At 43.3% G+C, this 13,903-nt stretch carries 11 protein-coding genes; 2 read left to right on the top strand and 9 right to left on the bottom strand.

The features are described 5' to 3' along the window. Positions 1 to 12 precede the first annotated feature (12 nt). The 7 genes from K6V26_RS27615 to tig form a co-directional block, all read right to left on the bottom strand. A complete protein-coding gene (locus tag K6V26_RS27615) occupies positions 13 to 867 on the bottom strand; it encodes a hypothetical protein (protein ID WP_010800560.1) in 855 nt (284 codons plus the stop codon). A 13-nt stretch (positions 868 to 880) separates the two neighbouring features. After that, positions 881 to 2,470 (bottom strand): peptidylprolyl isomerase, encoded by a 1,590-nt coding sequence (locus K6V26_RS27610; protein ID WP_317197513.1) that lies wholly within the window; start codon positions 2,468 to 2,470, stop codon positions 881 to 883. 109 nt (positions 2,471 to 2,579) lie between these two features. Further along, positions 2,580 to 4,055, bottom strand: coding sequence for an IMP dehydrogenase (guaB, locus tag K6V26_RS27605; RefSeq protein ID WP_224264356.1), 1,476 nt, complete (start codon positions 4,053 to 4,055; stop codon positions 2,580 to 2,582). Between the two features lie 138 nt (positions 4,056 to 4,193). Further along, positions 4,194 to 6,377, bottom strand: coding sequence for a DNA helicase RecQ (gene recQ / locus K6V26_RS27600; protein ID WP_009859575.1), 2,184 nt, complete (start codon positions 6,375 to 6,377; stop codon positions 4,194 to 4,196). A 28-nt stretch (positions 6,378 to 6,405) separates the two neighbouring features. Next, complete coding sequence (gene clpX, locus K6V26_RS27595; RefSeq protein WP_009859576.1) at positions 6,406 to 7,635, bottom strand: ATP-dependent Clp protease ATP-binding subunit ClpX; 1,230 nt, start codon at positions 7,633 to 7,635, stop codon at positions 6,406 to 6,408. A 62-nt stretch (positions 7,636 to 7,697) separates the two neighbouring features. Further along, positions 7,698 to 8,366, bottom strand: a complete 669-nt coding sequence (gene clpP / locus K6V26_RS27590) for an ATP-dependent Clp endopeptidase proteolytic subunit ClpP (RefSeq protein WP_009859577.1) — start codon at positions 8,364 to 8,366, stop codon at positions 7,698 to 7,700. A gap of 190 nt (positions 8,367 to 8,556) precedes the next feature. Continuing rightward, on the bottom strand, positions 8,557 to 9,909 hold the full coding sequence (gene tig / locus K6V26_RS27585) for a trigger factor (protein ID WP_129698372.1): 1,353 nt from the start codon (positions 9,907 to 9,909) through the stop codon (positions 8,557 to 8,559). Between the two features lie 325 nt (positions 9,910 to 10,234). Between tig and K6V26_RS27580 the strand changes: the two genes are divergently transcribed. Next, positions 10,235 to 10,480, top strand: coding sequence for an RNA recognition motif domain-containing protein (locus K6V26_RS27580; protein WP_009859579.1), 246 nt, complete (start codon positions 10,235 to 10,237; stop codon positions 10,478 to 10,480). Between the two features lie 82 nt (positions 10,481 to 10,562). Continuing rightward, the gene (locus K6V26_RS27575; protein ID WP_224264355.1) at positions 10,563 to 11,453 is read left to right on the top strand and encodes a CPBP family intramembrane glutamic endopeptidase; all 891 of its coding nucleotides are present in this window, start codon (positions 10,563 to 10,565) and stop codon (positions 11,451 to 11,453) included. A gap of 12 nt (positions 11,454 to 11,465) precedes the next feature. Here the strand turns inward: K6V26_RS27575 and lptB are convergent, their stop codons facing one another. Both lptB and K6V26_RS27565 read right to left on the bottom strand, forming a co-directional pair. Continuing rightward, positions 11,466 to 12,218, bottom strand: coding sequence for an LPS export ABC transporter ATP-binding protein (gene lptB, locus K6V26_RS27570; protein ID WP_009859581.1), 753 nt, complete (start codon positions 12,216 to 12,218; stop codon positions 11,466 to 11,468). 128 nt (positions 12,219 to 12,346) lie between these two features. Next, positions 12,347 to 13,849 carry a leucine-rich repeat domain-containing protein gene (locus K6V26_RS27565; RefSeq protein WP_224264354.1) on the bottom strand — a complete coding sequence of 501 codons (1,503 nt, stop codon included), beginning with the start codon at positions 13,847 to 13,849 and terminating at the stop codon, positions 12,347 to 12,349. Positions 13,850 to 13,903: the final 54 nt, after the last annotated feature.

Below are 13,903 nucleotides of genomic sequence, written 5' to 3'. Positions count from 1 at the left end.
ATAAGTTACAAATTACGGTTCAGTAAAAAACTTTACATCACCTCCTCTGATTCCATCTTTATATAATTCTTCTTCAAACGTCTTCAAAAAATCTACTTTCCGCTGATTGATCAGCATCTCCGTGATTTGCGAACTCGCATAATCATAAGGCGCCACGCTTCCCTCCGGTAGATACTCTTTGATATTCAGCAGATAGCAATAACTACTATCGGCTACTTCCACAAACTTATTCGCCTTCAGATAAGCTGTTGAGTTGGATACATGGACAGGTATATTATCCATCACCTCGTCAAAGTCCACCCATTTGTCGTAAAAGTAGTCATAAATAGTGGCATTTTGCACACTATACTTCTCAATTTTTTCTAAAGAGGCTTCAGAAGTCGATTTGTACCACCCTTTTACCTCCGACAAACCGGGGGCATCCACCGGTATTTTCAGGAAAAGTCCCTTGATCAGGGCTTTATCAAGTGTAAACTTTTTCTGATTCTCCTCATAATAGTTCAGCTTATCGCTTTCGCGGATATCAGCCGACAATTTCTCTTTGATCAGGCGCTCCTGATAACGGTAACGAATCAGCGAGTGGCGGTATTCTTCTACCAGCTTGTCGACCTCTTCCTTTTCGTCCCCCAGGTTTCGCTGGGCAACTTCGTAAACCAGGGCATCCTTTACCCATTTCTTTACAAAGCTTTCGGCTAACAACAAACTATCCGCAGAGGACGTCCCCCGCGGAATCAGACTAACCACTTCCGAACGTTTCAACGTCCGGTCCTTCACTCTTACCAGCACATCCGCATCGTCGGTTTGCTGGGTTCGCTTACAAGAACACAGCAAAGATACGAATGCTATAAAAATGAAGCAATACTTCATAACCTTCTCTTTCTTATTTCTTTAGTTTTTTCAACAATTTCCAGTTAATCGTAACAGGATATTCCTTATTCAGCTCCTGCAACCAGGCTTTTTCCAACTCCGGCTGTTCAGCAGCTGGCTTGCTCCACACTTTCTGATTACTGATATTGAACAACAGGATACCATCCCGATATTCCTGCATCAGATGTGTAAATTCAGGATGCTTAGTTTCCAGATTCTTGCGCTCGGTTGTCGTAACAATATCACGAACGAACAGATCGAACACTTCCTGCATAAAATCTCCGGCATACGTTTTTGTCGAGAACGGACAACGCTGGATATAATAAGCGAATTCGCTCTGTGGGAAATCCGTATCCACCAGATGGATCAATGTCTTATTCATATCCTTGGCCTTTTCGTAGAAGTCCTTGTCGGAAGGAAAATGATCATTGCACAAAGCGACCAGTTCGGCATAAGCCTCCGGATAGAACACATACCCATACTCTTTTTTCAGACGTTCATCGAACGCCTTATAATATTCGAAATTACGTTCACCCTGTGCCATCACACGGGACCATGATTTCTTCTTTTCTTCAAAAGATGGGATGCCTCCCTTGTCGAGCAATTTAATAATATGATAACCGAACCGTGTTTTAACAGGTTTAGACACTTCTCCCGGAGTATTTAAAGCAAATGCACCTTTTTCAAAAGGTTCCACCATTTCTCCGACACCGAACCAGGGAAGCACTCCCCCTTTGCGTGCCGAAGCGGCATCCGAAGAATTTTCTTCTGCTAACTGTCCGAAGTCTGCTCCGCCTTGTATTTTCTGATAAACCTCTTCAGCCAAAGCCAACGTTTCACTATCACTGCGAGTTACCGAATCTTTCTGGAAAGGGATCAGAATATGGGCAACACGGCGCATCCCCGGGTTGGGTTTGCGGCTATGTAGTTTAATAATATGATATCCCAGCGTAGTACGTACCGGCATGGATAATTCACCCGGTTTCATAGAATAAGCATAATTCTCGAACGCTTTGATCGTCTGCATAGGCAACAGACAACGTGCATATTCATATCCGGTCTGTTTGGTAGAGTCCTGCTTTGCCAGTTCCTGACCAACGGTTGCCATGTCTTCCCCGTTTTTTATACGTTCATAGACTTTCATCGCCTTTTCATAAACAGCGAGCGTATCCCTTGAAAGAGTCTTTCCCGGCAGACGGAATAAAATATGACTCAATTCCAGCACTTCGCCCAAACGGTCATATTCCACACGGAGAGCTGCTTCTTCCCCGTCTCTGTCAGATAAGTAACTTGATGTCAGCTGAGCGCGGTATCCTTCCAGTTCATCGGTAAAATCTTTTGTCTTGTCGAGACCGGCGGTTTCTGCATCGACAACTTTCAACTTAAAGTTTTTATACAGTTCCACATAATTTTCCAATGACTTACGATCAGATAAATTAACTTCACCATTCTTTCTGGCCATAAAAACAAATTCATCCAGAGATACCTGTTTTCCGGCCACAGTCATCACTACAGAATCAGCCTTATTAGCGGCTTCTCCGGTTAAACAAGCGAATACTAAAGATAATACAAGCAACTTTTTCATCAAAATTCCGTTTATCATACTACGTACACATTACAAAAATAACACTAATCTAACGGATAGCATCCCCAAAAAGTATGCTATCCGATTAAATTAGTGTTTTTTATATAACGGGATTTATCCACATTTATTATTCGCCACGGCTATAATTGGGCGCTTCCTGTGTAATTGCCACATCATGCGGATGACTTTCCTGTACACCGGCATTGGTAATGCGGGTGAATTTAGCCTGATGCAGTTCTTCAATATTATGCGCTCCGCAATATCCCATACCGGCACGCAACCCGCCAACCATCTGGTAGATCACTTCGAATAAAGAACCTTTATAAGGAACACGCGCGGCAATACCTTCCGGCACAAGTTTCTTCACATCATCTTCCACATCCTGGAAATAACGGTCTTTCGATCCTTTCTGCATCGCTTCCAGCGATCCCATACCACGATAGGATTTAAACTTACGTCCGTTGAAAATGATCGTTTCACCCGGTGATTCTTCCACTCCGGCCAGCAAAGAACCCATCATCACAGATGATCCGCCGGCAGCAATCGCCTTCACGATATCACCGGAATAGCGCAATCCGCCGTCGGCAATCAGAGGAATACCTGTACCCTTCAATGCTTTTGCAACATCATAGATTGCAGACAACTGGGGGACACCGACTCCGGCAATAACACGGGTCGTACAGATAGAACCCGGTCCGATTCCTACCTTAACGGCATCTGCTCCGGCATCCGCCAGATATCTGGCAGCATCGCCCGTAGCAATATTACCGACCACGCAATCGATACCCGGATACTGTGCCTTAATTTGTTTCAACACATCGACCACACCTTTGGAATGTCCGTGAGCCGTGTCGATAACCAAGGCATCGGCACCAGCCTCTACCAATGCAGCCACACGTTCAAATGTATTGAATGTCACACCCACACCGGCAGCCACACGTAAGCGGCCTTTGGCATCTTTGCAGGCTGAAGGTTTATCTTTTGCTTTAGTGATATCTTTATAGGTAACAAGTCCGATCAGCTTATTATGGCTGTCCACCACCGGCAGCTTTTCAATCTTGTGTTGCTGAAGGATCTGGGCTGCTGCTTCCAGGTCTGTAGACTGATCTGTTACGACCAGGTTTTCCTTCGTCATCACCTCGTCGATCGAACGGTTCATGTCTCTTTCAAAACGAAGGTCACGGTTGGTAACGATTCCGACCAGATAACCGCCTTCATCCACAACAGGTATACCGCCGATCTTATATTCTGCCATCATAGCCAACGCATCGGCCACACGTTTTCCCTTCGTGATTGTTACGGGATCATAGATCATTCCGTTTTCAGCACGCTTAACGCTTTGAACCTGCTTAGCCTGTTCTACGATCGTCATGTTCTTATGAATAACACCGATACCACCTTCGCGGGCAATAGCGATTGCCATCTTTGCCTCGGTAACCGTATCCATAGCGGCCGATACCATCGGGATATTCAATGTAATGTTTCGTGAAAACTTTGTCGTAAGGTCGACATTTCGGGGAAGAACTTCTGAGTAAGCGGGGATCAACAATACATCATCGAATGTTAATCCGTCCATAACTAACCTGTCTGCAATAAATGACATAAAACGTATGCTTTAAAAATTATTGCGCGCAAATATACGAATAATATGCCAATAAAACAATATGCCAATGTGCCAATAAAAAACAACGATATATTATCTCTATTGGCATATTGGCATATTAACCCTATCGGCATATTATTAATTTGCCATTTCCGATAAGAATTTTATGCGTACCAGACGGATCTCTTCTTCTGTATAATCACCGCCCAACTCTTCGATCGCATCTTCCAGATCATCCGTTTCGGAATCTTTGAAATATTCATAGATATCTTCCACATGATCTTCATCCATCACATCGTTTACAAAGTAATCGATATTGATACGTGTTCCCGAATAAACGATCGCTTCGATCTCATCCAGCAGTTCGTTGAATTCAAGACCGTTTGTCAACGCTATCTCATCCAGAGCGACTTTGCGGTCGATACGCTGGATAATGGAGACTTTCAGTTTCGACTTGTTTGCAACCGTACGAACACGCAAGTCTTCCGGACGTTCGATCTCATTTTCTTCTACGTGTTTTTTGATCAGTGTAATGAATTCCTGTCCGTAACGTTTTGCCTTACCGGCACCGACACCGGGAATATTCTGCAACTCATCCAGAGTCACCGGATAAGTGGTAGCCATCGCCTCAAGCGACGGATCCTGGAAAATCACAAAAGGAGGAACTTCCAATCGCTTGGACAGCTTCTTACGCAAATCCTTCATCATAGAATAAAGGACCGGGTCAACCGCACAGGTTGCTCCGCCACGTACCGGCACTTCAGATTCTTCCTCTTCCTCAAACTCGTTATCCTTTGTTATTTTGAAAGACACCGGCTTCTTCATGAAATCTTTTCCCTTCGGAGAGATTTTCAGCAGGCCATAGTTTTCGATATCCTTTGTCAGATAACCGGCAATCAGCGCCTGACGGATCACTGCGTTCCAGGTCTTGTCGTCTTCGTCCGTTCCCGAACCGAAGACTTCCAGTTCATTGTGTTTGTAAGATTGAATTTCGGAGGTCTCGTTACCGACCAACATGTTGACAATATAATCTGCCTTAAATTTTTCTTTCAAAGTACTTATCACTTCAAGTACCGCACTCAATAATTCTTTCGCTTCCACTTGCTTTTTGGGGTTCAAACAATTATCACAATTTCCACAATTTTCTTCCAGGTATTCCTCACCGAAATAATGCAACAAGACTTTGCGACGGCATACGGAAGTTTCGGCATAAGCCGCTGTTTCAAGCAACAGTTGCTTACCGATTTCCTGTTCCGCTACAGGCTTACCCTGCATAAATTTCTCCAGCTTCTGCAAATCTTTGTATGCATAAAAGGCAATACACTGGCCTTCGCCACCATCACGGCCGGCACGACCTGTTTCCTGGTAATAACCTTCGAGGCTCTTCGGGATATCATAATGAATGACATAACGTACGTCCGGCTTATCGATACCCATACCGAATGCGATAGTAGCCACGATAACGTCGGCTTTTTCCAACAGGAATGCATCCTGATTGGCCGACCGTTGCCCTGAATCCATTCCGGCATGATACGCAAGCGCTTTGATTCCGTTCGCTTTCAGAATATCGGCAAACTCTTCCACCTTCTTGCGGCTCAGACAATAGACAATACCCGATTTACCTTCGTTGGCCTTAATATATTTAATGATCTCGCGGTCTACATTTTCATCCTTCGGACGAACTTCGTAATATAAATTAGAACGGTTAAAGGAGGATTTGAAAACTGAGGCATCAATCATACCCAGGTTTTTCTGGATATCGTGCTGAACTTTCGGAGTGGCTGTTGCCGTCAGCGCAATCAGCGGACGCTTGCCTATTTCATTGATAATAGGACGTATCCGGCGATATTCCGGACGGAAATCATGTCCCCATTCTGAAATACAATGCGCCTCATCTACTGCATAAAACGAAATATTCACATTACGCAAAAATTCGACATTCTCCTCTTTAGTCAGCGACTCGGGAGCAACATACAATAATTTTGTGCGGCCAGCCATTATATCAGCCTTCACCTGGTCGATCGCCGACTTATTCAGTGAAGAGTTAATAAAATGAGCGACTCCGTCTTCTTCACTAAAATTACGCATGGCATCCACCTGGTTCTTCATCAAAGCAATCAGGGGAGATATAACGATCGCAGTACCTTCCATCATTATAGAAGGCAACTGGTAACAGAGGGACTTGCCCCCGCCGGTGGGCATCAACACAAAGGTATCATTCCCGGCCAGCACATTTTCAATGATTGCTTTCTGATTCCCTTTAAAGGTATCAAAACCAAAATGAGTCTTTAAATGCTCAGTTAAACTATCCTTCTTCGCCATACTTATTATATTTTACAAACCGCAGGCATTACGCTATCTGCAAACGGTTTACATCTGATTTTTCAAACTTCTCCTTCGCATACTCCAATGTTACATGGAGTTTCTTCTTCTTCTCAGACGGCATGCTGAACATAGCATCCATCATGATAGCCTCTACGATCGAACGCAGGCCACGGGCTCCCAGCTTAAATTCCAAAGCTTTATCTACAATATATTCGTAAACGTCTTCATCAAACGTCAGTTTAATGGAATCCATCTCAAACAATTTGACATACTGCTTGATGATCGAATTCTTCGGCTCTGTCAGAATGCTGCGAAGCGTGCTCCGGTCAAGCGGGTTCAGATAAGTCAGAATAGGCAGACGGCCGATGATCTCCGGAATCAGCCCGAACGACTTCAGGTCGGTTGGCGTAATGTATTTCAGGAAGTTATTCCTGTCCACCTGAGCAGTATCCTTGCTGGCAGAATATCCCACAACACGAGTGTTCAGACGTTGTGCAATTTTCTTCTCGATACCGTCAAATGCTCCGCCACAGACAAAAAGAATATTTTTAGTATCTACCGCTATCATTTTCTGTTCCGGATGCTTTCTTCCACCCTGGGGAGGTACGTTCACGATCGAACCTTCCAGTAGCTTCAGCAAACCCTGCTGTACTCCTTCTCCACTTACATCACGGGTTATAGACGGATTGTCACTTTTACGCGCGATCTTATCTATCTCATCAATAAATACAATTCCCCGTTGGGCTGCATCCACGTCATAATCGGCAGCCTGCAACAGACGGGTCAGAATACTTTCAATATCTTCTCCCACATAACCGGCTTCGGTCAGTACCGTAGCATCCACGATAGCAAACGGCACATGCAGTAATTTTGCGATCGTACGAGCCAGCAGGGTTTTTCCCGTACCGGTTGCGCCGACCATAATAATATTAGATTTTTCGATCTCCACGTCATCCGAAGTGACTTTCTGGAGTAACCGTTTGTAATGGTTATACACCGAAACAGAAAGGTAACGCTTGGCGTCATCCTGTCCGATCACATATTGATCCAGAAAGTTTTTTATATCCTCCGGTTTCGGCAGTTCCGCCTGGTCAAGTCCCAGAGAACTTTTCCTGGCAGGCTGTTGTTCTTTTACAATTTCATACGCTTGCTGTGCGCATTCATCACAGATGGCACCGGATATCCCATTTATCAGCATATTAACGTCCCGACTGCTTCTCCCACAAAACGTACAAACGTCGCCTGTTTTGGCCATAGATATTTTGTTTATTTATTTGTCGAAAAAGACAAGGCGCAAAGGCCTTGTCTCTATGTTTGTTATTTACTATTACGGACCAGGATCTCGTCTACCATTCCATAAGCTTTCGCTTCTTCGGCAGTCATCCAGTAGTCGCGATCGCTATCGCGTTCTACCTCTTCATAAGGTTTTCCTGAGTGAGTTGAAATAATAGTATACAGTTCTTTCTTTACCTTCAGGATTTCACGAGCAGTAATCTCGATATCCGAAGCTTGTCCCTGTACACCGCCCAGAGGTTGGTGGATCATCACGCGAGAATGCGGCAAAGCCATACGTTTGCCCTTCGTTCCGGCTACCAGCAATACGGCGGCAAAAGAAGCGGCCATACCTGTACAGATAGTAGAAACATCACATCCGATAAACTGCATGGTATCATAAATACCATAACCTGCATATACCGAACCGCCCGGCGAATTAATATAAATAGATATATCTTTGCCGGGATCGCTGGAATCCAGATATAATAATTGCGCCTGAATCACATTGGCCGAATAATCGTCGACCTGTGTTCCCAGGAAGATAATACGATCCATCATCAAACGGGAAAACACGTCCATCTGCGCAACATTCAGCTGGCGCTCTTCAATAATTGTCGGAGAAATATAACTGCTGGTGATATTCATATAACTATCCAGCGCGTTACTGTTCATCCGCAAATGCTTTGTTGCATACTTTCTAAAATCGTCCATAGTTTACTGTTTATTGTATAACCGAAAGTCATAAAAAAAGGGATTTCCCTCTGACTTATCGGAATAACAAAGTTATAAATAAATTTCTGAAAGAAACAACTTATTTGCTATCCGCTAAGATATTTTTTAGAGAGGAACCCCTTTTTCTTGCTGAAACCTTAGTAAATACTACGATTTCTGAAGAATAATATTATTCAAAGAGTTTGTTGAACTCTTCTGCTGAAACTTCTTTTACGTCCAGTTCTACCTGTTCTTTCAACCAGGCAGCCAGTTTTTCTTCTACTGCACGGTCGATAACATTCTGTAAAGTCTGTTTGTTTTTCAACATATCTTTTGCATAGTTGGCCAATACATCTTCAGGAACAGAAAGCATGCCGTACTGTGCAAACTGAGCTTTTGCCACACGTTTTGCAAAGTTTTCAATATCTGCATCTTCTACCTTCAGGTTATTGCCTTTCACCAGGTTTTCTTTGATCAACTGATATTTCAGGTCTTCGATAATCTTCGGATACTCTTCATCCAGTTTTTCAGCCGTATTCTTTTCATTTGCAGCCAGCAACCAACGTTTCAACAGGTCGTCGGCAAACTTCAGTTCGCCAGCTTTCTGTACCAACACTTCACGGGCATCCAACAGGAACTTAAAGTCGCTCTGAGGAGTGAACTGTTCTGCCAATGCATCCTTAATCTTATTCTTGAATTCTTCTTCGCTGGAAACAACGCCTTCACCGAATACTTTGTCGAACAATTCCTGGTTCAGTTCTGCCTTTTTGTGACGTGTGATTTCTTTAATCTCGAAGCTGAAATCTCCGGTAAGACCGGCAACAGCTTCTTTGTCAACCTTCAGCAAAGAAGCGATCTCTGCTTCAGCGCCTTCGTAAGCCTTATTCGGGTTGAACACGATTACAGTGTTAGCTTTTGCACCGATGAATTTAGCTTTTTCAGCTTCATCCTTCAGATAAGAAGGCATCAGTACTGCATCTTCCACAACGATACCACCTTCTTTCGGAGAACCGTTTTCAAGTTCTGCAATAGTACCTTTAACCAGGTCTTTTTCTTCTACTTCTTCAGCAGTGTCATAAGATCCGAAGTTTGCAGTATAAGCGTCAACCTGCTGGTTCAACATCTCTTCGTCGATAGCAACCTGATAATAAGGAAGCTTGTCGCCCTTACTCAGTTCGATTTTGATTTCCGGAGCCAAAGCTACGTCAAAACAAAATTCAAAATCTTCCTGTGTATCGAAATTAATAGGCTGTTGTTCTGTTTCGTTAGGCATCGGTTCGCCTAAAACGTTCAACTTATTCTCGTTGATATATTTGAACAGATTTTCGGAAACCAACTTGTTGACTTCTTCAACCAGTACATGTTTTCCATACATCTTCTTCACCATACCCATCGGTACCATTCCCTTACGGAAACCCGGTACATTTGCTTTCTGACGGAAGTTGCGCAGGCTCTTTTCAACCTGTTCAGCATAGTCAGCCTTCACTATTTCTAATTTCACAATACCGCTAACGGCATCAATGTTCTTAAGCGAAACGTTCATTCTGAATGATTTATTTAATTAATAGTCGTATCGAATTTTAGGCTGCAAAATTAGAGTTATTCTTTTAATCTCGCAAATTGTTTACTTAATTTGTTATAAGTAAGCCAAAATTAGACACATATTAATTTTTTCAATCCAAAATCTTGTATTTCTAAAATAAATGTATTCCTTTGTAATGTGAAAGGGGATTTACCTTGAACGTAAATAACATTGTTTTTTATTTCTTCATTTACTTGTTACTTGTCGATTTATCTATCACTGTTACGAAATTCCGGTTTATTACTTTCATCAGTAACAATTTTATTTTTTAATTATTTCTATTTTTATGAACATTTACATTGGTAACCTGAACTATCGTGTTCGGGAAGAAGATCTGAAACAAGTAATGGAAGAATACGGAGTGGTAGATTCTGTAAAGATCATCAAAGACCGTGAAACAGGTAAATCAAAAGGCTTTGCTTTTGTTGAAATGCCTGATGATGCAGCAGCTAAGAAAGCTATTGGAGAATTGAACGAGGCTGAATTCGAAGGTCGTCAGATGGTTGTAAAAGAAGCCAGACCAAAAATGTAATTCATTCTTTCCTGAAGAAATAAAAACTTCTACCTATATTTGGGCAGAAGTTTTTTTATGTCCGTACATTAATATTATAGATATGGTATTAAAAGGTATATATGCCGGTAAACTGGCCATGTTCCAGTTATGGCTCCTGCTGGTCAGTCTTTTGTTCGGAGCAGTCCTGTCATCCCTGATCGGAACGGGAATCTTTGTTTTGTCACACGGTGTATCCGTCAATATAACGCAATACCCCGATATGATGCGAATGATGCAGTTGTTGTCAGCCATCGGGACTTTCCTGTTCCCGGCACTGGCGGTAGCCTGGCTGTGCAGTGCGGACCCGGCCGCCTACCTTTGTATAAAGCGTAAAGTGGATACCAAAATCCTGCTGCTAGCACTGGTCAGCATGTTCCTGATGTCCCCTGCGATCACACTGACAGCTTTGCTGAACAAGCAAATGATACTACCGGAGTTCATGGCCCCGGTCGAAAGCTGGATGAAAGCGCAGGAAGCCCTTGCCGAACAAATTACCAATACGCTTTTAGCCGGCGACGGTATGCTTACATTCCTGTCGAATCTGTTTGTCATCGCTATAATGGCCGGTATTACAGAAGAATTTCTGTTCCGTGGTGCCCTGCAACGGATTATAGGTCAATGGACATCCAATCATCATATAGTCATCTGGTCTGCCGCTATTCTATTCAGCGCATTCCATTTGCAATTCTACGGGTTCCTCCCCCGTATGTTACTGGGAGCATATTTCGGTTATTTGTTATATTGGAGCAGAAACATCTGGATTCCGGTCTTCGCCCATTTCGTCAATAACGCTTTTGCCGTTATCAGCATGTCGAATATCCATCTGCGGGAGAATGAATTTATCACCGGAGATATATCCAACGCAAACCTGTTGCCTTACTCGGCATTAGCCGTTGTGACATTAGTCCTGTTCTTCTTATGCACCCGGCACATCAGGAGACTTTTGCAATAAAATAAGTTGAATTTATAAATCTTTTTTCCGCAGCACGAAGTCTTTCCCCAAATACTTTTCGCGTACGATCTCGTTTTCTGCCAATTGCTCTGCTGTTCCCTGGAAAAGCACTTTTCCTTCGAACAGCAAATAAGCACGGTCGCAAATGCTCAATGTTTCGTACACATTATGGTCGGTAATCAGGATACCGATATTCTTATGCTTTAACTTGGCTACAATCGTCTGAATATCCTGCACGGCAATCGGGTCGACACCGGCAAACGGTTCATCCAACATAATAAACTTAGGGTCGATCGCCAGACAGCGGGCAATCTCGGCACGACGGCGTTCACCACCAGACAACTGGTCTCCCAGGTTCTTTCTAACCTTGTTCAATCCAAACTCAGCGATCAGGCTTTCCAGTTTTTCTTTCTGATATTCGGGAGTAGTTTCCGTCATTTCCAAAACAGAACGGATATTATCCTCAACCGTCATTTTACGGAAGATAGAAGCCTCCTGCGCCAGATAACCGATCCCGTTACGGGCACGTTTGTAAACCGGGAATTTCGTAATTTCCATATCATTCAGGAATATCTTTCCCTCATTAGGAGTCACCAACCCCACAGTCATATAGAATGTCGTCGTCTTTCCCGCCCCATTCGGACCGAGCAATCCAACAATCTCCCCTTGTTTCACATTAATAGAAACATGGTTCACCACCGTTCGCGTTCTATATTTTTTCACCAGGTCCTCCGTCCGGAGCACCATCTGTTGTTCGTCTGCCATATCCTAATAATTTACGGGTACAAAGAAACGCAATTAATTAGTTTTCCACAAGACTATTATCATTTCTTACAATTCCATTACCACCAACTACCCAACCAACCGCTTTCATGACCACTTCTCCTATTTTATTAACCTAAAAATATTTTTTTCAACACACTGATTATAGCAAACAAACCGAAGATCAGAGGATTAAAGACACCCCAGCCACCCATTTCGCCAAAAGAAAACAGATTATATAAAGCCGTTAACGAACCGGAAGAAACGAACATGATTTTACGCTTTATCAGATCTTCATATTTAACCCAATTTTCTCCCGAATAACCGGAACTTCCTTCCGGGACATAAATAGCTTCCAATGAAAAACAATTCTCAAATACATTCTCTCCAAAACGGGCAGGTGCCTTTGATGAGAGAAAAGTAACATCAGTCAATTCGGAACAACATTGAAACACCTCTTTCCCAATCGCTTTCACAGAAGATGGGATTATAACTGAGGTAAGATATGTTTGGGAAAAAGCAGCACGTTCAATATCCGTGACAGATGCCGGAATTACAACAGATTTAAGAGCGGAATGGGAAAAAGAACCTGCACCAATCGTTTTCACGGAAAATGGAAGTTCTACGGAGGACAAAGCCGTTCCGTAAAAACCACCTGCTCCGATCTTCTCTAATTCCGATTTTTCGGCAAACGTCACTGACGATAATTTTCTACAATCAGTAAAGGCAGCCCCTCCGATTGCCGTTACGGAAGACGGAACCATTACCGACTCAAGAGGTGTTTTAGCAAAAGCACCCGCTCCAATCGTAGTAACCGAAGAAGGTATTGAGAATGAAGCCAGTGCTGTTTCTGAAAAAGCCCACTCACCGATCGCTTTTAAATTATCGCCACCAAACGTCACCAACGTCAATCTCCTGCAATACCTGAAAGCCCCCTCCCCAATCGTTGCAACAGAAGATGGAATCATAACTGAATGGAGCCTCGTCCCGGAAAAAGCCCCAGCACCAATCGTCCTCAAATTCATGTCTCCCGTAAAAGTTACAGACGAAAGTCTCTTACACTCCGTAAAGGCAGCCTTTCCTATAGTAGTTACGGAAGCGGGGATTACAACCGATTCCAGAGACGTCTCACAAAAAGCCCATTCACCGATTTCCTTTAGCTTCTGGTTTCCGGCAAATATAACCGACGACAGATTATAGCAATATCTGAAAGCTGCCTTTCTGATCGCGGTAACAGATGCCGGTATTACAACAGACTCAAGGGCTGTTTCATAAAAAGCATACTTACCGATCGTTCTCAACTCCGAATCTTTAGCAAACACCACAGATGACAAATTGCTACATCCCGCAAAGGCAGCCCCACCTATCATCGTCACCGAAGCAGGAATCGTTACCGACCCGACACGCGGCAAATCTTTAAATATCAAATTCGGAATAACGGGAACACCCTCTTCTATATAAATTTCAGTCACTGCCCTTTTATCATTTTCACTGGCATTCTTCTTCCAATCGGCATAACCGCCATACATCAGAATAGTCAGCTTCCCATCCTGCAACTCATAACCGAAATCTTCCGCTGACAGGCTCCCCATCGAAAGCAACAACAAAGCAAATATCCAGATACAGTGTCTCATAATCATTTCTTTTCTGGTTAACAATTTATCATTTTTGCAAGATACACACTTATA

The organism is Parabacteroides goldsteinii, assembly GCF_020091425.1.
GTDB classification, from domain to species: domain Bacteria; phylum Bacteroidota; class Bacteroidia; order Bacteroidales; family Tannerellaceae; genus Parabacteroides; species Parabacteroides goldsteinii.
This window is presented reverse-complemented; position numbering and strand designations above follow the sequence as displayed.